Annotated in this window: 18 protein-coding genes; 2 read left to right on the top strand and 16 right to left on the bottom strand. The window is 40.6% G+C overall.

Going from position 1 to position 22,840, the window contains the following annotated elements; genetic code table 11:
• Positions 1-76 precede the first annotated feature (76 nt).
• The 4 genes from G3R48_RS02770 to fabB all read right to left on the bottom strand — a co-directional run bounded on the left by G3R48_RS02770 (position 77) and on the right by fabB (position 7,699).
• Positions 77-3,793, bottom strand: a complete 3,717-nt coding sequence (locus G3R48_RS02770) for a FimV/HubP family polar landmark protein (RefSeq protein ID WP_153660534.1) — start codon at positions 3,791-3,793, stop codon at positions 77-79.
• A gap of 221 nt (positions 3,794-4,014) precedes the next feature.
• A complete protein-coding gene (locus tag G3R48_RS02765; protein ID WP_153660536.1) occupies positions 4,015-5,031 on the bottom strand; it encodes an aspartate-semialdehyde dehydrogenase in 1,017 nt (338 codons plus the stop codon).
• 138 nt (positions 5,032-5,169) lie between these two features.
• Complete coding sequence (locus G3R48_RS02760; RefSeq protein WP_153660538.1) at positions 5,170-6,363, bottom strand: 4-phosphoerythronate dehydrogenase; 1,194 nt, start codon at positions 6,361-6,363, stop codon at positions 5,170-5,172.
• 124 nt (positions 6,364-6,487) lie between these two features.
• On the bottom strand, positions 6,488-7,699 hold the full coding sequence (gene fabB, locus G3R48_RS02755; protein ID WP_153660540.1) for a beta-ketoacyl-ACP synthase I: 1,212 nt from the start codon (positions 7,697-7,699) through the stop codon (positions 6,488-6,490).
• 150 nt (positions 7,700-7,849) lie between these two features.
• Here fabB and mnmC1 point away from each other — a divergent pair, with 150 nt between their 5' ends.
• Positions 7,850-10,006 carry an FAD-dependent 5-carboxymethylaminomethyl-2-thiouridine(34) oxidoreductase MnmC1 gene (mnmC1, locus tag G3R48_RS02750; protein WP_153660542.1) on the top strand — a complete coding sequence of 719 codons (2,157 nt, stop codon included), beginning with the start codon at positions 7,850-7,852 and terminating at the stop codon, positions 10,004-10,006.
• A 147-nt stretch (positions 10,007-10,153) separates the two neighbouring features.
• Here the strand turns inward: mnmC1 and G3R48_RS02745 are convergent, their stop codons facing one another.
• The 12 genes from G3R48_RS02745 to G3R48_RS02690 form a co-directional block, all read right to left on the bottom strand.
• A complete protein-coding gene (locus tag G3R48_RS02745; protein ID WP_153660544.1) occupies positions 10,154-11,302 on the bottom strand; it encodes a tetratricopeptide repeat protein in 1,149 nt (382 codons plus the stop codon).
• Positions 11,303-11,382: 80 nt separating this feature from the next.
• Entirely contained in the window at positions 11,383-12,027 is a 645-nt protein-coding gene (locus G3R48_RS02740) for an energy transducer TonB (RefSeq protein ID WP_153660546.1), read from the bottom strand.
• Positions 12,027-12,428: an ExbD/TolR family protein gene (locus tag G3R48_RS02735; protein WP_153660548.1), complete on the bottom strand. Its 402-nt coding sequence runs from the start codon at positions 12,426-12,428 to the stop codon at positions 12,027-12,029. The genes G3R48_RS02740 and G3R48_RS02735 overlap by 1 nt, the downstream gene beginning before the upstream one ends.
• Complete coding sequence (locus tag G3R48_RS02730; RefSeq protein ID WP_153660550.1) at positions 12,418-12,972, bottom strand: MotA/TolQ/ExbB proton channel family protein; 555 nt, start codon at positions 12,970-12,972, stop codon at positions 12,418-12,420. The genes G3R48_RS02735 and G3R48_RS02730 overlap by 11 nt, the downstream gene beginning before the upstream one ends.
• Positions 12,962-14,377, bottom strand: coding sequence for a MotA/TolQ/ExbB proton channel family protein (locus G3R48_RS02725; protein WP_153660552.1), 1,416 nt, complete (start codon positions 14,375-14,377; stop codon positions 12,962-12,964). The genes G3R48_RS02730 and G3R48_RS02725 overlap by 11 nt, the downstream gene beginning before the upstream one ends.
• Positions 14,377-15,174, bottom strand: a complete 798-nt coding sequence (locus tag G3R48_RS02720) for a DUF3450 domain-containing protein (protein WP_153660554.1) — start codon at positions 15,172-15,174, stop codon at positions 14,377-14,379. The genes G3R48_RS02725 and G3R48_RS02720 overlap by 1 nt, the downstream gene beginning before the upstream one ends.
• A complete protein-coding gene (locus G3R48_RS02715; protein WP_153660556.1) occupies positions 15,174-15,995 on the bottom strand; it encodes a hypothetical protein in 822 nt (273 codons plus the stop codon). The genes G3R48_RS02720 and G3R48_RS02715 overlap by 1 nt, the downstream gene beginning before the upstream one ends.
• Positions 15,992-16,534: a hypothetical protein gene (locus G3R48_RS02710; protein WP_153660557.1), complete on the bottom strand. Its 543-nt coding sequence runs from the start codon at positions 16,532-16,534 to the stop codon at positions 15,992-15,994. The genes G3R48_RS02715 and G3R48_RS02710 overlap by 4 nt, the downstream gene beginning before the upstream one ends.
• Positions 16,535-16,726: 192 nt before the next feature.
• Entirely contained in the window at positions 16,727-18,028 is a 1,302-nt protein-coding gene (locus G3R48_RS02705; protein WP_153660559.1) for an ATP-binding cassette domain-containing protein, read from the bottom strand.
• Positions 18,028-19,104, bottom strand: coding sequence for a FecCD family ABC transporter permease (locus G3R48_RS02700; RefSeq protein ID WP_228497276.1), 1,077 nt, complete (start codon positions 19,102-19,104; stop codon positions 18,028-18,030). The genes G3R48_RS02705 and G3R48_RS02700 overlap by 1 nt, the downstream gene beginning before the upstream one ends.
• Positions 19,095-20,093 (bottom strand): ABC transporter substrate-binding protein, encoded by a 999-nt coding sequence (locus G3R48_RS02695; RefSeq protein ID WP_153660561.1) that lies wholly within the window; start codon positions 20,091-20,093, stop codon positions 19,095-19,097. The genes G3R48_RS02700 and G3R48_RS02695 overlap by 10 nt, the downstream gene beginning before the upstream one ends.
• A 9-nt stretch (positions 20,094-20,102) precedes the next feature.
• Positions 20,103-22,085, bottom strand: a complete 1,983-nt coding sequence (locus tag G3R48_RS02690) for a TonB-dependent receptor plug domain-containing protein (protein WP_228497278.1) — start codon at positions 22,083-22,085, stop codon at positions 20,103-20,105.
• A gap of 410 nt (positions 22,086-22,495) precedes the next feature.
• On the opposite strand from G3R48_RS02690, the gene G3R48_RS02685 reads away from it, so the two are divergent.
• A complete protein-coding gene (locus G3R48_RS02685) occupies positions 22,496-22,816 on the top strand; it encodes a hypothetical protein (protein ID WP_153660565.1) in 321 nt (106 codons plus the stop codon).
• Positions 22,817-22,840 lie beyond the last annotated feature (24 nt).

Below are 22,840 nucleotides of genomic sequence, written 5' to 3'. Positions count from 1 at the left end.
AATGGGCGCTATTTTAGCATAAAAAAAACGGCGTATCTGCGTACGCCGTTTTAATATTAATCAGTCTAAATCACATTTATTTAATACTACTAATTAACGCTGTTGCTTCATCTTGCTGCCTGTTATTTCCATCAATAGAGACTTCTTTTAATAACGCCATCGCACTGTCTTTATCTTCAATTTCAATGTAGGCACGCGCTAAATCTAATTTGGCGTTTACGGAGTTTTCCTCATCATCAACATCAACCATTTCTGCATTGCCAATTAACGCATCGACTTCACCGACGTCGACATCAAGGTCTTTATACATGTCGGTTTTATCGACATTTTCATCGGCATCATTAAGCAGCTTATCAATATCAATAAAGCTATTTTCACGCTCAAAGTTACTTAATAACTCTTCAGGTGATTTCGTTTCAGCGACAGGTTCATCCAATGCAGCAAGGGCTTCATCGACCGTCAATGGATCATCGCTTAAGAAAAACTCATCTTCTGAAGTTAATCCATCAGGGTCGTCACTGTTAACCGCTTCTGAGAATGCCGCTAATAAGTCTTCGTCGCTAAAGTCATCAGCTTGTGATGTGGTGTTGGTGTCAGTTTCAGCGTCTTGTTGATTAAATAATGTGTTATCCCATTCAAGACTATTACTGGTTAAACTGTCTTGTACGCCTGTTGCTGAGCTTGCTTGCGATGATGCCACCTCATCAATTGCGGGGGTATCTTTGGCGCCCATATTGGCAAGTAACGCTTCAAGCTCTTGCGCTGCAGCGGCGTCGTTTTCAATTACGTTTGACTGCGGATGGGCTTGCGGTGCAACTGGCGCAGTAAATGGTGCTTGAGGCTCATCATCATTTTGCTGCGGTTCAACATCGTCTAATGAGGGTTCATGTTGCAATGGTTGGGTTTCAAAACCTGCAAGGAGCGAGTCTAACTCACCAGCAAGTTCATCAGTTTTCTCTTGATGTTGTACTTGTTGGGCACTAACTTGGGCTTGATTTGACAAACTACCAATCAATGAGTCGATTTCTTGCGCCGCGGGGTCAATGTTGTGATTATTGTCGGTGCTAAGTTGTGGCTCACCCAAGTCGGTATCAGTATCTGTAAAATTAGTTTCATCAACATCGGTATCGACTGGGTCAAATGTGTCAATGCTCTGTGCACTTGGGTCTACAAATGCGGTTGCTGCTAGTTCAGGCTCGAAATCGAAATCAGTCTTAGATGTAAAGTCTGAATCTTGCTCAGAATCCAGTTCGGGCTCTGAGGGATTAAATAATTCGTTAAGTAGAGCTTGTTCATCTGCCGCTTGTGGTTGAACATTATCTTCAACAACAGAAGATGTTAGCGCTTGTTGCTCTGCTTGTTCTGCTTGTTCTGCTTGTTCTGCTTGTTCTGAAGGTTCTGAAGGTTCTGCTGCCAGATTGGCATCAATATTAAAATCTGCAAGTAATGCATCTAAATCTTGTTCATCGACATGGTGGTGACTACCAATGGCATCATCGATTTCAGCAGCTAACTGATCGGCAATAATATCATCGTCGATATCAGTTAATAATGTATTTTTTGCTGGACTTTCGTCTTGTTCTTGAGAAGGTTCTGGAGACAATTCTTGAGTGAGCTCTGGTGATGATGACTCAGGTAAAGATTCAATAGGCGTGGCTTCACTAGGCGCATCCAACGTGGCCAGCAAGGCATCGATATCATCATTGCTATCAAGGTTATCTTGCGAATGAATAGCATCTAATTCAGCATCAAGCTCTTTAGAAATTGCGTCATCAAGCGTTGGGTTATCACTTAGTGTTGGGTCAACTGGCGCTTCTAGTTCAGCTAAAAGCGCATCAACATCATCAATGTTGTCGATATCGTCGGTTATACTGTCAAGTTCAGCATTGAGTTCTTCTACGGCTTCTAATTCAGCTTGAGTCTGATCCAGTACATCATCTGAATCTGTGACATTACGTTGAGGCTCTAGTGGTTGCTGCTCTGACTCTAAACTGGCAATCAACGCATCGACATCATCAACGTCGGTTTGTTGTGTCGTGGTGATATCTGCGGTTGCATCTTGATCAAGTTCTGAGTCAAAACTTGCCAAGATATCATCAATGCTCTGCTCTTCTGGCTCTGGCTCTGGCTCTGGCTCTGGCTCTGCAGCAAAGTCAAAATCTGCCAATATATCGTCAACGGCATTATTACTTTCAAGTTGCGCTGCTGGCGCTTGTGTTTCTGGTGTTGACGCCTGTTCAGGAGAAACCTCTAAGTCGGCCAATAAACTATCAATATCTGCTTCGTCAACCGTGGCATCTGCATTCTCTGCGACCTGCGATTGAGGTGTATCATGAGCAGTATTGTCTTGGGAAGGTAAATCAAAATCAGCCAGAATGTCGTCAATATTCGAATCTGACTCATTAAATGTAGCCATCTCAGGTTCGGCAACAACGGTTTCATTGTTAACTGCAGGTTCGGCTTCGACAGGCGTATCTGTGACAACGGGTTCTTCTAAGCCATCGAGTAAACTGTCTAAATCATCGGTATCCGAGCCTTGTTCAGGTTGTAATGGTTCAAGCTCTTGATCTTGCTCTTCCATCGCTTCAGCCCAAAGATCATCAAGTGAAGTGCTATCATCGGTTTCTTCACCCGCTTCTGCTGCCATTTCAGACAACACCAAATCGGCCTTTTCATCCATGAGGGTTTCGGGTTGTAAGTCAACGCCACCTAAATCTAATAGGTCATCAATACTTTCATCGCCATTTTCATCTAAATGAATAGCAAGTTCTGATAAATCATCTTCAGCAGGTGATAATTCAGCACTGTCGTCATCTAATACTGATACGGTCTCAATACCTTGTTCTTGCTCGTCTGCATTACTCTTTTTATTCTTTCTGGATAACAGCCAGAAAATGAGGCCAAATACCAGCAATAATGGCAGTGCAGCTAATAAACCTAATAACCACATGTTATTGGTAAGGTTACGCCACATGCTATCGGGCTCTTTTACGGTTTTGGGTGTCGCGGTGCTGTCAACAAGATCTTGATGTTCGGCTTGCAATTGAGCATATTTTTCTTGCAGCAGTTGCAGCTTTTCTTCAATCGTAGACATGTTATCAGTGATGTCATCAACATGTTTTTTTAAGGCGTTATTATCATTTTTTGCCACTAACAGCTGATCTTGTGCGCGACCAAGCTCATCAATAAGCGTTAAGTTTTTGCTGCGTTCATCGTCTAACAGGTCATTTAATTGGCTAATTTGTTGCGGGTTTTCTGCAACTACTTCGGTAGGTTTAACGTCTTCTTTAACCAATTGTAGCGGTTTGGCATTAATTTGTTGAGCAGATGACTTAATGGGCTTACTAGGTTGTTCCTTGGTAACTGGCGCGGCGTTGTTAATGACAGCGGTTTTCACCGGTGCTGACACGCGTTGAGTTTCCATTTCTGCACGGCGTTTTGCTGCTGCTTTAGGAATGGCTGCCATAACGTCGGCATCAGGAATGACCAACATCATGTTCTTTTCTAATGCGTTGTAATTGCCTTCCGGAAAAGCTTGGGGGTTAGCATCAAATAATGCCGACATGACTTGGTAAACGGTAATATTAGGATTAGGTCTAACTTTGAGCGCGATGCTCCAAAAAGTGTCATAAGGCGTAGTAGGGCCATATTCTCGGACAGCATCTTGTCTCACTTCACCATTTGGGCCGGTAATTTTTAAAGATTCAGCGCTGCTAGGTAGGGTCAGTACAGCACTTAACCCAATGGTTAAAGCGGCTACTAAAGTGGTTATATAAGAGGTACGAAAAGTCATCCGATTCTTCCCTAATAATATCGCCGACTAGACAATATTATCATTTTAATAATAATTCTTGTTATCGTTAAAGCTGCAAATACCTTAACTTTACGACTATAAACTAGATTTATCTGCCCTGCTACAACTGGTAAAAACTAAAACAAAAAAAGCCTGCTGGCTGCAGGCTTTTTAAACTAAATTGCGATATTCAACGACAAGTAAGCGGTTTTGTCACTGACTTAGTAATAATCTCTAATAAGAATCTCTGCAATTTGAACACTGTTTAAAGCAGCACCTTTGCGTATGTTATCGGCCGTCACCCATAAATTTATACCATGAGAATGAGAAATATCTTTTCGAATGCGTCCGACATAAACAGGATCTTGTCCTGCTGACTCAGTCACAACTGTTGGGTATTCATCATCTGACTCAAATAACACCACACCTTCTGCTTGGCTTAAGACCGCTTTAACATCTTGTGCATCAACGGCTTGTTGCGTTTCTAAGTGAATCGCTTCTGAATGACCATAAAATACGGGCACACGCACAGCAGTAGGGTTAACGGTAATGTTATCATCGGCAAAAATCTTTTGCGTTTCCCACACCATTTTCATTTCTTCTTTGGTGTAGCCATTTTCCATAAACTTGTCGATTTGTGGCAACACATTAAAGGCGATTTGTTTTGGATAAACACTCGGCTCAACGGGTAAGCCTTGTAATAATTTAGTGGTTTGCCCCGCAAGTTCTTCAATAGCTTGTTGGCCCGAACCTGAAACAGACTGATATGTCGAAACGTTAATGCGCGAAATACCAAACGCATCGTAAATAGGCTTTAGCGCCACTAACATTTGAATCGTTGAGCAATTTGGATTTGCAATGATGTTACGGTTACGAAAATCTGCAATCGCTTGTGGGTTAACTTCAGGCACAACTAATGGCACGTCTATGTCATAACGAAAGTGTGACGTGTTATCAATAACCACACAACCCGCTTCACCCGCTATTGGCGCCCATTTAGCTGAAACCTCACCACCCGCTGAAAAGAAACCGATTTGCGCTTGAGTCCAATCAAAGGTTTCAACATCAAGAATTTCAATTTGCTTTCCGTTAAATTCAACGGTTTTACCCGCGCTGCGACTGCTCGCTAAAGGAAAAAGCTTGCCAATGGGAAAGTTGCGTTCTTCTAGGATCTCAATCATTGTTTGACCCACAGCACCCGTTGCACCTAACACTACTACATTAAATTCTTGAGACATTTGACTTCTCGACTCCTATCACCTGTTTAAGTATTCAATCTAACTCACAATGCGCATGCTTAGCTAGCATTAATCTATGAAATATCTCAGTTAGCATGTGATTTTTTCTCAAGGGTTCAAAAATACCCTATTAATTGATTATTTAAGGTTAAATCCTAATGATTCAAGGGCAGATAAGTTTTTAACATTATCACCTACATGGGGATTAGGGTGAGATAATTGTCCATCACGGTTCATAGGCGTTGAATTTAGTTGTAAAGCACTAAATTCACGACGATGCTTATGTTGTTTACGCATTAAGTCAAAACCGCCAGCAATGGCAAACTGTTGTCTAAAGCGTTCATCATCGTCACGTATGTCATACGCCATCCGGCAAAGGTTTAGTAACCGTTGTTGCCCAGCAACTGCCATTAAGTCTGCTTGCTCATTAAGCTTAAATTGAGCGACATAAAAAGGCGGTAATAAGTCTTCAAGTGATTTGGTTACCGGACACTTAACGATATCGCACAATTTTTGATACAACATATAGGTGCCTCTCGCCTTACCTTCAAGGCTATATCCGGCAATATGCGGCGTGGCAATATCAACTAACGCCACTAATTCTGCCATTGGGTTTGGCTCACCTTCCCAGACATCAAGCACCAGTTTCAGATCATCACGGTGTTGCTTAATTGCAAGTAAACTTTGGTTATCAACCACATCTCCACGACAGCAGTTCAATAACCATGCATTAGGTTTTAAAGCACTTAATCGTTTGTCATCAAATAAATGCCAGGTTGGATACTCTCCCTCACGGGTTAGTGGCACATGCAAACTAACAACATCAGCTTGGTTGATAACGTCATCAAGGCGATAAAAGTCACGTTCATCACCTTGTGCTTGTTTAAATGGGTCACACAGCATCACTTTCATGCCATAAGCAGTTAAACATTTGGCCACTGCACTACCGGTATTACCTGCACCGACAATACCCACCACTTTATCTTTGAGCGGTTGCTTTAGTTGTCTTGCTAGCTCTAACATGGCAATAAAAGCATATTCGCCGACAGCAGTCGCATTGCAACCTGGCGCACTAGAAAAAGGAATATTTGATTGTTGAAGGTATTGAAGGTCAATATGATCCGTACCAATGGTGGCACTGCCGACAAAAATTAAGCGCTGATTATGCGCTAATAGCGCGGGGGTAACCTTCGTAATAGAACGGACTAAAAGGACATCAGCTTGGCTAACCTGCTCAGGGGTTAACGCCCTACCATCGACTCGTTCTATATCGCCAAATTGTGCAAACAATTCTTCAACATATGGCATGTTTTCATCAGCAAGGATTTTCATATAACACTCTTACAATAATTTTAGGTGTATTTTACCTTCAAGCCAGCTTGAATTCAGTGGGTAATTTAACCCTTAAACAAAAAAACCAGCCTAAGGCTGGTTTTTTTACTTCAACAACATGAGTTTATTTGTATTGGCGCATCACTAATGTCGCGTTAGTGCCACCAAAACCAAAGCTGTTGCTCATTACCGTGGTCAGTGCTGTTTCACGCATTTCAGTGACAACGGGAATAGTTTGTGCTTTTTCATCTAAGTTATCAATGTTGATACTTGGCGCAATAAAGCCTTCCTTCATCATCAATAAGCTATAAATGGCTTCATGGACACCTGCAGCACCAAGAGCATGGCCTGTTAATGACTTCGTTGAACCAACCGGAGGCACTGTGTCAGGGAACACTTCAGCTAACGCTTCAAGTTCACGTACATCACCAACTGGCGTTGAAGTACCGTGGGTATTGATATAATCGATTGGTGTATCAACTGACTCTAATGCCATTTGCATACAACGCACAGCACCTTCACCTGATGGTGCGACCATGTCGTAACCGTCTGATGAAGCACCGTAACCAATGATTTCTGCGTAAATTTTAGCACCACGAGCTAACGCATGTTCTAACTCTTCAACGACCACGATTCCACCACCACCAGAGATAACGAAACCGTCACGGTCAGCATCATAAGTGCGAGAGGCTTTTTCAGGGGTATCGTTATATTTAGTTGATAACGCGCCCATAGCATCAAAGCCCATGGTCAAAGTCCAATCTAACTCTTCAGCACCACCAGCAAAGACCATATCTTGCTTACCCATTTGAATAAGCTCTACCGCATGCCCAATACAATGTGCAGAAGTTGCACAAGCTGAACTGATTGAATAGTTCATGCCTTTAATTTTAAATGGTGTGGCTAAACAAGCACTGGCTGTCGATGCCATGATACGCGGCACAATATAAGGGCCGACACGTTTAACACCACGTGCACGTAAAGTGTCTGCTGCATTCACTTGGTTTGATGATGATGCACCACCAGTCCCCACAATTAACCCGACTCGGTGATCAGAATATTGCGCTTCGGTTAATTGCGCATCAGCAATCGCTTCTTGCATTGCAATGTGGGCATACGCGGCTGCATCACCCATGAAACGTAACGATTTACGATCAATGTGTTCTGAAGGAACAATATTGATTTCGCCCCAAACGTGGCTACGTAATTTCATTTCTTCAAATTGTGCTGAATGGCAAATACCGCTTTTACCGGCTTTAAGTGACTCGAGCACTTCATTTTTATTATTGCCGATGCTTGAAACAATACCCATTCCGGTGATAACGACTCTTTTCATTTTTTCTTTCCATTTTGTACATATTGGTACTTAATTGCGGCAATGATATCTGCTTTGGTGCAATAAAGTGGTCAGCTTTCCATAAACATAGGTAAAATAATGCCTATTATTGAATAGCGAGTAAACATTTTGACAAGCCAAGGAAAACAAATGAATGCGAAAGGTGTAAACCCTTTATCACGAATTAACTTAGCAGACTTATTTCATACGCAATCATATTTACAACTTGGCATCATTACCCACAACCCCATAGCTGCTTTGCAAAGCATGTTTAATCAGCTAGAGCAAATTAACCAAAAACGCATTCACATTAGCGTATTAAGCAAATCAAAGATATCTTCAATTGATCCGCTCTGGCAACATATTGCTCAATCCAGTGTTACTGAATTAGCCACTAGTTTATCGCAGCAGCATGTCGCCAATATTAATGGTTGTCAAAGAATGTCATTAAATAACGGCCAAATAACTGTCGATATTTATCAATACACTGACAATCGCACCGTCAATGACATGTTAGCGGACATCATCACCCCACACATTCGGTTTCAACATTGGTTGTTGAGCTGTGATACGTTAAGTAGTGTTAATAGCGATCACTATTTACAGCAAGCCATTTTTTGGCAATGCGCAAGGTTAAGCGCAGATCACGCTTGCGTCTCGATATTAGCAATGGATACGCCATCAGGCGTTGTGACTCATCAACGAGTTGCTACCTCAGATACAATTGAAGCAGTCCACGATCAAGATGTTGTACCAGCGAACATCAGTAAGCTGCAATTGTTATGTCGCCAAACGGGTTTTAGATTTATCGACGAACTCAGCAATGACATTAAACACCATGACAATGCCATTGAATTAGCAGAGCGTCAGGCTTTGCGCCAACAGCAGCTTGATACGTACGCGTACAACCCTCTGCCGCAACCCAATATGCCACCAAGCTCAGTCAATAATAGCGTCGAAGAGCCATTAACCATGGCTAACCGTCAATCCATACCCAATCATACACTGAACACCGCCCAGAAGAAGATTGACCCAAACAGTGACACCATTGCGATTGTTGGCGGTGGCATTGCCAGTGCATTTTTAGCATTATCGTTGGCTAAACGTGGCAAAAAAATCACCTTATATTGTCAAGACGACGCTATCGCACAAGGTGCATCAGCCAATAAACAAGGGGCAATTTACCCATTGCTCACGCCTGATAACGGCCCGTTAAGTCAATTTTTCCAACAAGCTTATTTATTTAGCCGTCATCAAATTGATGCATTGTTAAATCAAGGGCATCCAATTAGTCATGATTTTTGTGGTGTTTTTCAAACAGGATTTGACCCACGCAGTCAGCAGCGACTGGATAAAATAATTAACGCTCAGCAATGGCCCAGTAATATTGCCGTTAAGGTAAATGCGCAGCAAGCTAACGAGTTAACCCAAGTTGATGTAAATAAAGGCGGTTTTTATTATCCGTTAGGCGGCTGGGTTTGCCCTTATGAGCTGACTCAAGCGGCGATAAAGCAAGCAATGTCATTAACCCAGCTGGAATTGGTATTTAATACCCACGTGGATGACGTTCAATATATTGATAACCAATGGCATGTATATGGCAGCCATTTATCCTCTGAACGAAAAAACGCAACACAATTACTTGGTCATCACTCACAACTTGTGATTGCCTCTGGCGCTAATATTAATCAATTATCGCAAACCGCAGCATTACCTCTCACGCCGTTTCGAGGCCAAGTGAGTCATATTCCCACTCAAGGCCAGTTAAACCAACTCAGCAGTGTCATTTGTGCTAATGGCTATTTAACGCCGCAACATGAACACTCCCATTGTGTTGGAGCAAGTTACATTAAGCATCCGCAGGACTTGGCATTTTCTGAACTTGAGCAACAGCAAAATCAACAAAAAATGGCTCAAAGCTTCCCTGACTCTCACTGGCCAAAAGACATTGATACGCATGATAATCAAGCCCGTGTTGGGGTGCGTATGGTCAGTCGCGATCATTTTCCAGTGATGGGCGCCATGGCAAATGTTGCGCAAATACAGGCTCGTTTTGAGCAACAACGTCAATTACCACAATGGCAACAGTCACCGAAATATTGGCAACAAAATATCGCGCCGCATTATCAACAGTTGTATGTCCTTGGTGGATTTGGTTCACGCGGCATTAGCTCTGCACCATTAGTCGCTGAGTCATTAGCCGCCATGATGACAGGCGAATTATCACCTTTAGGAATGACGTTACAAACGCTATTAAGCCCGAATAGAATGTGGATGCGTAAGCTGCTTAAAGGCAAAGCTATCTAGCAACCTTAATCGTTTAGAGGGGTTAGCAAACTAAAACCGCAGCAAAAAATATTGCTGCGGTTTGGTATTTAAGTCGTCTCTAGCCAGCGTAAGCTGGTTTTTTATATCCATCTTAAAATCAGTTGTAAGTTGAGCTATAGCCATCAACTAATGACTAATTTGTTTTAATCTTAAATTATAGGCCCTTGCTATGGGTTCAAAATCTGGGGTTTGTGCGAGTTTACGATAACTAGCTTGAGCTTCGGGCCACTTATTTTCAAGCCAATAACTTTGCCCAATAAGTAACAGTGCTTGCCCTTGTAATTGAGTTCTTTTTTGGCGCGCCAATTTAATATCAGCGGCACTACTTTCTGGTAGCGTCCCCTTACCTATTTGTCTCCAGCAGTCCCTTGCTTTTTGGTTGGCCTTAATGCCAGCAAAAAGTCTACCTTTTAGTAATAAATAGTCATCAATTACTGCTATTTGTTGCATGTTAAAGTGTTGGATATAATCCAACCCAGCTTGATATTGACCAGATAACCATAAATATTGACTACACGCTAACGCCTTATTATTAAATGAACTCGGCGGCTGCTGCTGACAATATCCAGCAAAGTCATATGCCTTGATGTTACCCAGTAAAAATTGATAGTCCCCAAATAACGGTTTTGTTGCTTTTGATTGTGCTAATAAACCTGCAATGACGTTTGCTGATACCGCTTTAGAATTATTATTTAAGCCTAAGTTACTTCTAGCTAATATTTGCCATGCAGTTTGATTAATAGGATCGATACTTAGCCATTGCTGGGCACTGTGTTTAGCTTGTGCCCATTTTTCAAGATCAAGTTGACTATAAGTAATTAATTGCCACCATTGGCTACTAATATGTTGAGCTGAAATTGATGCTTTGGTCAGTAATAAATCAATAACCTTAGAGTATTGATCAAGTTGATAATAAGCATATGCCTGCATATATTTTATTTGATTACGCTGCTCTAAAGTGAGCTGAGATAATGATAATAATTGGCCTAATGTATCGTGCACCTTATGGTATTGAGCTAATTCAATTTGAGAGTTAGCTAAATTCAATCCAATATCATAATGGTCAGGATACAAATCAAAGCCTTTTTGCCAGCAGCTCAATGCTTCGTTTTCTTGTTTATTACGCTCTAATGTTGTGCAGCCATATTGAAATACCAGTTCATGTGGGTGTTTTTTATTTAGTAATGGCGTCACGATTTTTAAAGCTGAGGTCACCTTGTCTTGCTCAAGGAATTGCGCGACGCGTTTTAATTGCTTTTTGTCAAAATTATTCATTCCTTGAGCAACACTTAGCTGCGACAAGCATGATAAAACGAGCAATATACCTAACTTAAATTTTGATAGTCTCATCTTGATTAATTCACTTTAAAGCTAATTGGTACATCAACATAAACTTGTACCGTTTCTCCAGAAAGCACTGCGGGTTTAAAACGCCATTTTCTGGCTGCTACCATCGCTGCATTATCAAAAATGGCTTTAGGTGTGGACTTCAATACTTCAGCGTGACTGACTGAACCATTTGCTTCGATAATCAGTCGTAATAAGACTTTGCCGCCTTGTTTATATTTACGACCTGCAGTGGGCATTTTCGGCTGAATGTATTTAACGATTTCAGGTGGTTGGTCAACGTCTTTGACACTGGCAATAACAGATCCTATCTGTGGTAATGCCATTGAATTGAGCTTTGGTGCTGGCGTTAATGGCAAATCAAATGCAATGTCGGCCAATTGATTTATTGGCGGCATTTTTACGCTAACAACAGCCAAAGGTTTTTGTGGTGATTGGCTTTTTTCGCTGCTATTAGAGTGTGTCACTTCGGTTTTTTTTACCACTTTGGGCATCGGCAATGTCATTTGCTCTGTTTTAGCTTGTTGCTGGTAATTAATTTTACTGTCATTTAGCCAACGCGGTAGATAGAAACAACATAAAACAGTAAATGCTATAGATATAACAATGCGAAGTGACCATATAGCAACTTGCTTAACAGAAATCTTAACCATTACTCTTTCTCAGTTGCCACTGAGCTAAACTCAATACCAGCTTGCTTGGCAATATCGAGAACTTTGATGGTGACACCTGTAGGACAATCAGTATCGGCAAGAATTAATAACTTAGCTTTAGGCATTTGTATTGCCATTTGCCGCAATTTTTCAGGTAAGTAATATATGTCTATTTCTTCTTTTTCTAGATATAACCGACCGGTTGTATCTAAAGTAATTATTATTGGAGTGCCATCGACGGCTCTTGCAGTATTCGATTGGGGTCTATTAATTTCCACAGCTGATTGCTGAATAAAATTAGTCGAAACAATAAAAAATATTAATAAAATAAACACCACATCGAGCATTGGCGTCATATTTATTTCAGGTTCTTTTTCCTGTCTAAAACGATCACTTAACATGTTTGATTCCAGTCGATTGTGAACATATCAACTCAATATCTGCTTTGTTTAATTTACGTTGCCAAACAAACCCCATCAAGGCACCACTTAAGCCGACAATCAAACCCGTTTGGGTCGTTACCATGGCTTTAGAGATCCCTGTAGAAATTAATGCTTGATCATGAAATCCCACACTCGCACCAACTTCAAACATATCTATCATGCCATTTACCGTACCCAATAAGCCTAACAATGGTGCAATTGTCGCCAACATTTTTACACATTGTAAATTAGCATATTGACGTTGCTGACAGTTTCTGAGTTCTAATTTAAATACCCTCTGCCCTAACCATTTATATTTAGGGTGATCAGTAATCAGTTTTTTGAATAGCGTTGAGTTAGGTAATTGCTGGTATCTATCAGCAAATATCGTTTGCGTTAACAGCCAAACCATCCACAGACTACAAGCAAACAATGGCCACATAACCAAGCCACCTTGCTCCGCAAACTGTAAAATCTGCTGCAGCCATTGCTTGATATATAATGCGATTGCATCAGTCGACATTTAACTCACCTTGGTCCAAATGTTGAGCTAATAACAACGAAGCTTGTCGCTCCATATCAAGGGATAATTTTTGCGCGCGGCGTTTTAATGGATAATGCAGTAGTAACAAAGGTAATGCCACAATTAACCCCGCTTGAGTGGTAATGAGCGCTTTACTTATGCCTTCCGATAATAATTTAGGATCGCTATTACCAAACTGTGTCAGGGATTGGAATGTTTCAATCATCCCAGAAACGGTACCTAACAACCCTAACATTGGCGCCATTGCCGCAAGTAAGGCAATAAAACCCAGACCGCGTTCAAATGCAGACATTTGTTTGAGCATTGCATTTTGTAGACGCTGATCCATTGACTCAATGTTACTGCTATTTGCAATTGCATCTGCGAGTGCTTTGGCCGATGGTGTACGTTTAATATTCTTAAGTTGTTGTTTTACTTGTGTTAGATTATTTTCATTTGCCATTGATGCTTGATTTGCAAGATATTCAGGCATCGGCCGCCAATAAAACAATAACGCCCCTCGCCAAATAATGATGATAAGCCCAAGTGCAGCAAGAATTAAGATAGGCCATAAAACTTCACCGCCCTTTTCAATCCATTGTGCTAACGTTTGTTGATGACCAACTGCCGACAACATTTCACCTTGACTTAAGTCCATAGGTAACAATGATGATGTTTGTTTAATCCATTGCGCCAGTTGTTTTGAGGTGGCACTTTTAGCAGGTATTACCGCTAAAGGCGTTGTCTCGCTCAGTTCAAGATAACCATAAGGTTTATCAGCAAGCACGGCCATTAAACCACCAACGACACTCACATTACGATTGCTAACAGAGCCATCAGCGGTAGCGACAACTGTATCATTGTTGGTTATTTTACCTGTTAGTTGCATATCATTAATGGCAAATTTTACGAGCTTATCCAACACGGGCACACTAGGGAAATCTTTATCAGCTATTGCCGCTAATAAAGCATCATTGCGTTTATCATTAACTAACCTTGTTGGTGCATGTTGCCATTGCGCAGATAGTGTCGTTAACCCTTTTTGGTAAGTGCCTTTAACGAGCTCTAAGTCATCAACAGCAGCCTTATATTGGACAGTTAAGTGCTGCTTTTTAGCTGTGAATTCAGTAATACTGGCATTTAACTGTTGTAACTGCTTCTGCTTGTCCTTTAAACGCCTTGCTAACTGGGCTTCATCGTTTTTTACCTGTGAAATTTCATTATGTAAACGCTCACGCCATTGCTTATTTTCAAGATTTAATTGCTTGGCATTGGCGGCAACCGTTTTATCAACTTGTTGATATTTTAAATCTTCTTTAGCTGCAGCTTGATTATTTGTCAGTTGTGTACTTGCAACAACAACACTTGAGCTACAGAGTAAAAAAAGCATCAATAAAGTTCGCATTATTTTTGCCCTTTTATAGGAAGGTTAACAATTTCAGCAATTTTTTTATTGGCAGAAATTGCTATTGCTTTGTCAAGATCGCCGCGCTCAGTTGCAGATAATGTGTGCCAAGTACGTGATCTTGTATCAAACCAGCCCTGACGTTTATTGTCAGGAGTCATGTAAAACCATCCTAATCGCCCTAAACGGAGTAAATTAACTTGTAGTACTTCACCATCAACCGTAATCACGTCCTGAGATACCTGCTTACCGTATCCGTAAGCGACTTCAATAAGCATCACATCCATCAATCTAGTAAATTTTTCAGCAACCGTTAGTTCACTGTTATCCATTGCGCTACGCAAAAAACCTAAGCGGCGCTTGCGTTCTTGATAATCAAATGGAATATCCTGAGCAATCTGATTTTCAATTGCTGCGTACCAAATTTCTAATTGTGGCTCTAACTGCATGGATAAGTTGTTAAGCGTTGCAATATCTTGATTGAGCTGAGCAACATCTTTTTTTAATGAAGCTAAATAACGTTGCTGCTTTTGAATTTGATATTCAGTCCAATATAGCTCACCAAGATCTTGCTGTTGTTTTGATAATGATTGGGCTTTTTGCTGTTGCCATTTGGCTGCTTGCTCACCTAATTCAACAGATTTGATAATAGGCGAGTCAATTTTCTGCAGCCAAGTTTGTGCTAATTTATCGACATGGTTGCCCTGTTTCTGCGTTTCATCAGCAACTGCCGTCACAGAGAAAACGCTACACACAACAAGGGCGATAACTGAAGTGGATTTGAACTTAAAGTCCATTAGCGCGTTCCTTTTTTGCGATTGCGATGCCAAAAAAAGTAAATTTGAAATAGTAAAGTCAAAATTAGCGCTACATAACAAATATAGAAATAGTTAACTATCGGATTATGCACGGCAATTATCTGCGCTTTAACCCCCTTTGACTCTTCGCCAAATCCAACGCTAAAGTCTGTCACCATAACGTAGAGGTTATCCACATTAAATGGCGCCATAAACTTGGCATTACCATGATAAGTCTTATCGTTAACCGTCACTGATAATTCAATATCATTATGCCTTGGGTCAAACTCTTTAAGATCGCGATGGGTAATACGCTTAAGCTTAGATTTACCATCTGCATTTGCGGTGATGTATGCCACATCATCACGGTAATTTATACGTGTTAAAGTAATCTTGTATTGGCCACTTTGAAAACTTTCACCTTCATGTAACATCACTTTGTCGTGTCCATGAATAAACACTAAATCAACGCCATGGAATAAGAACACCAACAAGGTCAATACGTGAATTGGCATCATCACAATGCGCGGGCTACGCCAACGTTTTTGCCGCCAAACGGGCATTAAATCACGCCAAATACACAACACGGTATTTACCGCTAACATGGCCATTAAACCAAATAAAACCAACAACCATAAACCCACAATAGGTGTGTTTATCAGCGTATCGCCCCATTGGGCCATCGGCAATTCATTTAAGGCACTAAACGCATTTCTAGATACTTGATAGTTATTAAGTAAAACCCCTACCCCAAACCATAATGACACTGAAGCGATTAATACAAATGCTAAACGCATTGAGTAAAGCCAATTTGTTTTCATGAAAATTTATACCCCAAAATCAAGAGGCAAATAAAACCGAGTAACACAGCTTTGCCCAAAGCTAAACGGCTAGCACTGTTAAACCAGGCTTTTGGTAAATGAAAAACTAAAACAAGTAACAAATAAGTCAAAGCAGAGACATAGAAATGTCCTGTCCAACCCCAACTTTTGCCCCAGCCTAAAAAGGCCCAAAAGTTACCCGCTACTTCTCCCACCAAAAATGCAGTACCTGCAAGCAGAGATAACATATGGCAATGATTATCTAAGTGATAATCTTTATTGCGTGATTGCAGTAAGTATCCGACACAAGCTGCGATTCCAAATCCCACAGCAACAGGGCGAGATAAGAAAAATAATTGCGACCAAATCGGTAATAGCATGGCGCTATTGCTTGTAGGAATATCGAATGTGTATTGATAACCCAAAAATACTGCAACGATGAAGCAAATAATTAGGGCAAATTTGAGCTGATATTGATCAGTAATTTTAAAAGGTAATAGGCTTAACAACATCATCAGTGATGATGAAAGTAAAAACATACTGTTGCTACTACCTTGAAATAATACATTGTTAACGTTAATTATCATTATTTGCGAAACACACGCACACAATAATCCCACAATCAATAATGATCCAAGCCAAAAATGCTTTGGCGGATTAGTGTTTTTTACTTGGGTTGAATCCATAACACGATTTCGCTTTCATGAGTTTTTATAATTAGACTACCCAGTTTATTGGGTAACAAAGTTCAGTAGTTTTTGTTGAATATCTTCATCTCTGCAGTCGATAACAAGTGGCTTATTAAGAGACCAATGACGGCAAACTTGGGTGACTAAATTAGGCCGAACCACCCAAATATGCCGCGTATTATCAACAGCGAGCAGCGGCGCAATAAGAGTGCCGAAGCCTTTGGCACCAAGTTCCATTGGCCCAATTTCATCAATAATGCAAACATCACCATCGGTATATTCTTCAGGCGCTAGTGCTTTATTACCTAATGCCATACCCTCTTTAGTGAATGTAAAGCGGGTACTTGTGTAACTATCTAATTTGTCGATGCGCTTACTAAACTCACAGCGTTCTTGTGTCGCAATATTAATAATCTCGCTGCTGCTACGTAGCCCATCTTTTATTTTTCCTGGGCACAAAATGCCTTTTGGTTTGATATTGATATCTAAACAGTGTTGGATTAATTCAGTTATTGCCGTTGTTTTACCAGAACCACTCTCACCAGTAACAATCGCAATTTTACTGTTTGAGTTCGTCAATATATTTTGCGGCATAAACATTTGTTGTTGCTCAATAGGATGAGCTGTAATTGGCAGACCATACAAACGACTGATATTTTCAGCCGTCATGACATCTTGTTTGCAACCAAAATCCAGCAGTTTGCCATGTTCCAACAACAAAACTTTATCAGCATAAATTTGTGCTAGATTGGGGTCATGCAAAATGGCAACGACCGCAGTATTAGATTCAGTACAGCTGCGTTTGACTTGCGATAAAATTTGAAAGCGGTTGCGATAATCAAGATGGTTTGTTGGCTCATCAAGCAATAGCAACTTTTGACTTTGCAGCAAGGCTCGCGCTAACAACACTAATTGCCGCTCGCCTCCCGATAAATGGTTATAATCACTTTTTGCTAAGCCCCCAATATCCAAGATTTTCATGACATTTCTGGCATCTTCAATATCTTGTGCTGATGGCGAATCAAAAGTTGACAAATATGGCGTCTTGCCCATAACCACCATTTCTAAAGCGCTAAAAGCAAAAGCGGTTTCTTGTTGCTGAGGAACTAAGGCCATTTGCTGGGCAATTTCAATCCGATTCATGGATTTTATATTGTGTTTACCAAGCAAAACTTCGCCACTATCTGGTTTATTTAATCCAGCGAGGCAGTGCATAAGCGTGGTTTTACCTGCGCCATTAGCACCTAAAATAGCCAAAAATTCTCCCGGATGAAGCTCAAAGCTAAGATCCTTAATTAGCTGTTTGGTGCCAACGCTATAACAAAGGTTTTTAACTGATAGCATTAGTAATGACCCCCCTGTCTAAAGCGAAAGAGTAAAAATGCAAACAATGGCGCACCGACTAAAGAAGTAACGATGCCGATAGGAATTTCAATAGAAAGACTTGCTCTAGCCACAGAGTCGGCTAATAGTAAAAATAACGCCCCTATAATGGTTGCAAGTGGTACTAATTTTATATTGTTTGCGCCTGTGAAAGTGCGCACCATGTGAGGAACAACAAGACCTATCCACGCAACTTGGCCTACGGTAGCCACACAAGAAGCGACAATAAATGAGCTGATAATAATTAGGATTAACCGTAATTTTTCGGGTTCAATGCCCAAACTTTGGCTTTGCTGATCGCCAAGACAGAGCACATTGAGACGATATCGTAATGAATGAATGACTCCATACCCCAGTAGAACTGGAACACTTAATTGAAATACCGTACTCCAACTACTGGTAGACATTGATCCCATAAGCCAAAATATAATTGCAGGAAGCTCACCATATGGATCAGCGAGTGCCTTCATCATCGTCAGCCCTGCACTAAATAATGAACCAACAATAATCCCTGTCATGATCATGAGTAAAAGACTATTACTACCAAAGCGTTTGGCCATCAACATAGCTGCGGTTGCCGCTGACAAACCAAAAATAAATGCCAGCGCTTGCACCATGAACCAGCCACTACCAGGTAAAAGTAATCCCAATGCAGCACCAAACATACAACCTGACGCAACACCTAAAATATCAGGTGAAACCAAAGGATTACGAAATACGCCCTGATAAACAGCACCGGAAACAGCAAGCCCTGCCCCAACTAAAAGTGCCGTTAATAGACGCGGAAAGCGGATTAAGATTAACACCCGCTCAGCTTGGTTAAGTTCATCTGTAACCGTGCCGTTTTTAATTAAGCCATACAGTACGCTTGGCAGTTTTTGAAAAGCACTAAGCACATCGGTAACTGAAATAGAAAAACGTCCCGCAAATACTCCCACGGTGATGACAATAAACACCATGATCAACCAGCCGATAGTTGTATAAAGCTTTTTAGCTTGCATATTTGGCGCTTTGACGGTGTTAACAGCTAGGGACATGTTGCTGACTCTTGCATTGGGGACAAACAAGCATTGCCAAAGGCAACACGATAGTAATTGGCTGTTTCAGCATCAACGTCTATATCCTTAAAACGCTCAGGATAAGCATGTGCCGCAATATATAAGGCACCAATAGTTGCCATTGGTGATGGCATATCCCAAAAACTCCCTGCAGGCAGGCGAATTTGTGGTAATGATGATAGTGAAGACACTAAGGTGTCAGCTAATTGTTCATCCACCTTGGTCGAATTATTCGTTTCACGTATTAATAGCTGAGGTTGCCAAAGCATTAATTGTTCAGAGTTTATTTTTGGATAAAAACCAGCAATATCTTTTGCAACATTATCCACTCCAGCTAAGGTCATTAACTCATGTTGAAACATTTGTTTACTGGCTGTGCGATATAAATCTGAACTATTAACGTAATAAGCTTTAATCCGCTCAGCTTTTGTTAAGCCTGCTAACCTTGATTCAATTATTTTCTTAATGCGCGCATTTTCAGTTTGAATAACCTTGGCTTTCGCTTGAGTTCCCGTCGCTTTAGCAATCAATTGCAGGACTTGATCGGCTTCGGCAAACGATTCAGGCTGCATAACAATACAAGGTATGCCTAACCCAGCTAAGCGATCTGCTAAGCGATAACCATCTTTTTTACCATGAATTAAAACTAGATCAGGCTGTAAGCCTATGATGGACTCAAGATTATTACCTGCTGAGCGACTGCCAACAAAAACAGGTTTTTGATTTTCAAGCATTTTAACTAAAAAAGGCGAAAACTGAACGTTGCCGCCAACACCAACTAACTTATCTGCAAGACCAAGACTTAATGAAAATAAGTTTGCAGGGGTAAAGGTCGTCACAATACGCTCAGCTGGCTTTGGCAGCACAACTGAGCGACCTTGCCCATCAACTAAGTGTATTGGACTCGCCAATACACTTGTCGATAAACACAGCACAATGACAACAGTTTTAATAAGACTGTTTAGCATTGTTGCCCCTTAGAAACGATATTTTAATCCAACTTCATATGAACGACCTTCATTAGGCTGACCATAGCCTTGATAGAAAGACTCATCAAGTAAGTTATTAAGATTGAAATATGCGCTTAATTCAGGTGTAAAGTTCTTTTTCAAGCCAATATCGACAGTTAACATCTCAGATTCCCACTCGTCATCATCAACATTAATCAACACATCTGTGCGATAGCGCACACGAAGGTTACTGTCCATATCTAACCAAGGTTGATACCAATTTAAGATACCTGTTAATGAATTTTCTGGCGTATCACGGAAATAATCAGACTCACGGCCATCACTCTTATTACGGGCATGGGTATAACTATAATTCATTGAGAAACTTACATTTTCTGACAGTTGGCTAGAAGTGCTTAACTCAATACCATACATTGCACTTTTACCAATATTTTGGTTAAGCTGAATTTTTCCGTGTGGATCAGTGGGATCAGGAATATAAACTTCTTCAATTCTATCAGTAACATCATGATAGAAAACACTGATATCGACATTATTAAGTAAATCAATATCTAAATCATTTTTCCAACCTAATGTATAGCTAGTATTGCGTTCTGGTTTTAGATCATGTCTTGCGCCAGTATCGTCATACATTTCAGAGAAGGTTGCAAAACGGGTTTTTTGGGCAATCGAACTGTAAAGCATACCTGCATTATCGAAGATGTAGCTCACACCAACCATTGGATCTAATGTATCAGAACCATCTCTACCTGTTTTAAGTTTATCTTTTGCATCTTCTTTAACCGTTTGGTCATGATAAGCAATGCCAGCGACCACATTCAAACCACCAAAGGTCATGGTGTTTTCAGCAGCAAAACTTAACGTATTAAGTTCTGAACGTTTGTAAGGATATGAATCACTAGAATCAAAGTAAGCGACATTTTTCTTCTTATGGACATCATTTTTATAACTAACAGATAAACTTAAACTGTTCCAATCAGCTAGTGTCATGTCTGTAAATACAGTTCCACCAGTGGTGTAATCGTTAAATGAGCTTACAGCCAATTTTTCGTTTTTTTCTGGTGTATCAAATGATTCATAACTGTCTTTATGCATATGGTGATACGCTAAAGCTCTAAATTGCAGCCAATCGTTAACTTTATGGCGACCGCTTAAATCGATACCACTATCTTTATATTCTGAAATGTTTGCAAAACTTGAGAAATCATCGAATACCTTGTTATTGCGAGTATTGTAAGGTAGTCCTCTTTCTGTATCTAAATTAAACACACTGGCAAAGAATTCTGAGTTCTCATTGGTATAACCACCACGTAACCAGACATTGGTAGATTCATAAGATGAGTTGTTACGATCGCCGCCATCTTCTACAACAAGATGTTTTGGAAGATGACCATGGTGGTCTTTTACATATGACTCTACAGGTTCAAAATCGTTAGACATTCTGTATGAATCACGTTTTTGGTGTTCAACTGAACCCAGCAAACTAAATCCATTTTTGCCCATACTTATTGAAGCAGATTGATGACTTTTACCATTTTGACCAATAGAAGCATTGACTTCACCGCCTATGCCCTCTTGACCTTTTTTAGTAATAATATTGACCACACCACCCATACCATTAGGACCATAAAGCACTGACGACGCGCCTTTAGTCACATCAATGCGTGAAATGATATTGGCTGGAATTTGGTTTAAATCGAGCTGACCATAGTTGGTTTCATAATATGGCACACCATCAAGCAAAATAAGCACTTTATCTTGCTCAAAACCTTGAATGGTTATAAATTTCTCGCCTTTACTTGACTGAGCAACATGCACGCCAGGAACATAGTCAAGTGCATCCGCCACTGTCTTTGCCCCAATCATGGCAATTTTTTCAGCAGAAATTGAGTTGTTCATTGAAATATCTTTAACGCCTGTGTCGTCAGATACTACGATTTCACCGAGTTTAAACACATCATCGGCCGCAAAGGCACTGTGACAAGACATTACGCCATATATGATTACAGCAAGTTTTGTTTTCGTTAATTTAACCATTTGACCCTCAACATGGGCAGCACATTTATCGCACAAGATGCAATAGACTTATATTAGTGCTGCATATATTACTGAAATCAATAAAGTCAGCGATCAATAACGAATTAACTTTAGATAAGGCTCAAAAAAATAATTTTATGGGAAACATGCAATACTGCAATTGGCGTTAATTTCAGCATCATAGGACATTTTGTCCAACTGCAGTGCCTAAACAATGTTTTTTCGGTGTTATACAAGTGCTATTTACGTTAACAGCCCTTATATATTATTCGCTATCATTAAAGTAGATAAATTGTTTTTATATTCGATTAAGCCAGATTCTTTAGCAATAAAACGATAATCAAGTCCGTGTTGAGGTGCGTATGGTCAGTCGCGATCATTTTCCAGTGATGGGCGCCATGGCAAATGTTGCGCCAATGCACGTTCGTTTTCAGCAACAACGTCAATTACTACAATGGCAACAGTCACCGAAATATTGGCAACAAAATATCGCGCCGCATTATCAACAGTTGTATGTCCTTGGTGGATTTGGTTCACGCGGCATTAGCTCTGCACCATTAGTCGCTGAGTCATTAGCCGCCATGATGACAGGCGAATTATCACCTTTAGGAATGACGTTACAAACGCTATTAAGCCCGAATAGAATGTGGATGCGTAAGCTGCTTAAAGGCAAAGCTATCTAGCAACCTTAATCGTTTAGAGGGGTT

It is taken from the genome of Shewanella intestini, assembly GCF_018221465.1.
Lineage (GTDB): Bacteria > Pseudomonadota > Gammaproteobacteria > Enterobacterales > Shewanellaceae > Shewanella > Shewanella intestini.
The sequence above is the reverse complement of the archived record's forward strand: the minus strand, read 5'-3'. Positions and strand labels throughout refer to the sequence as shown.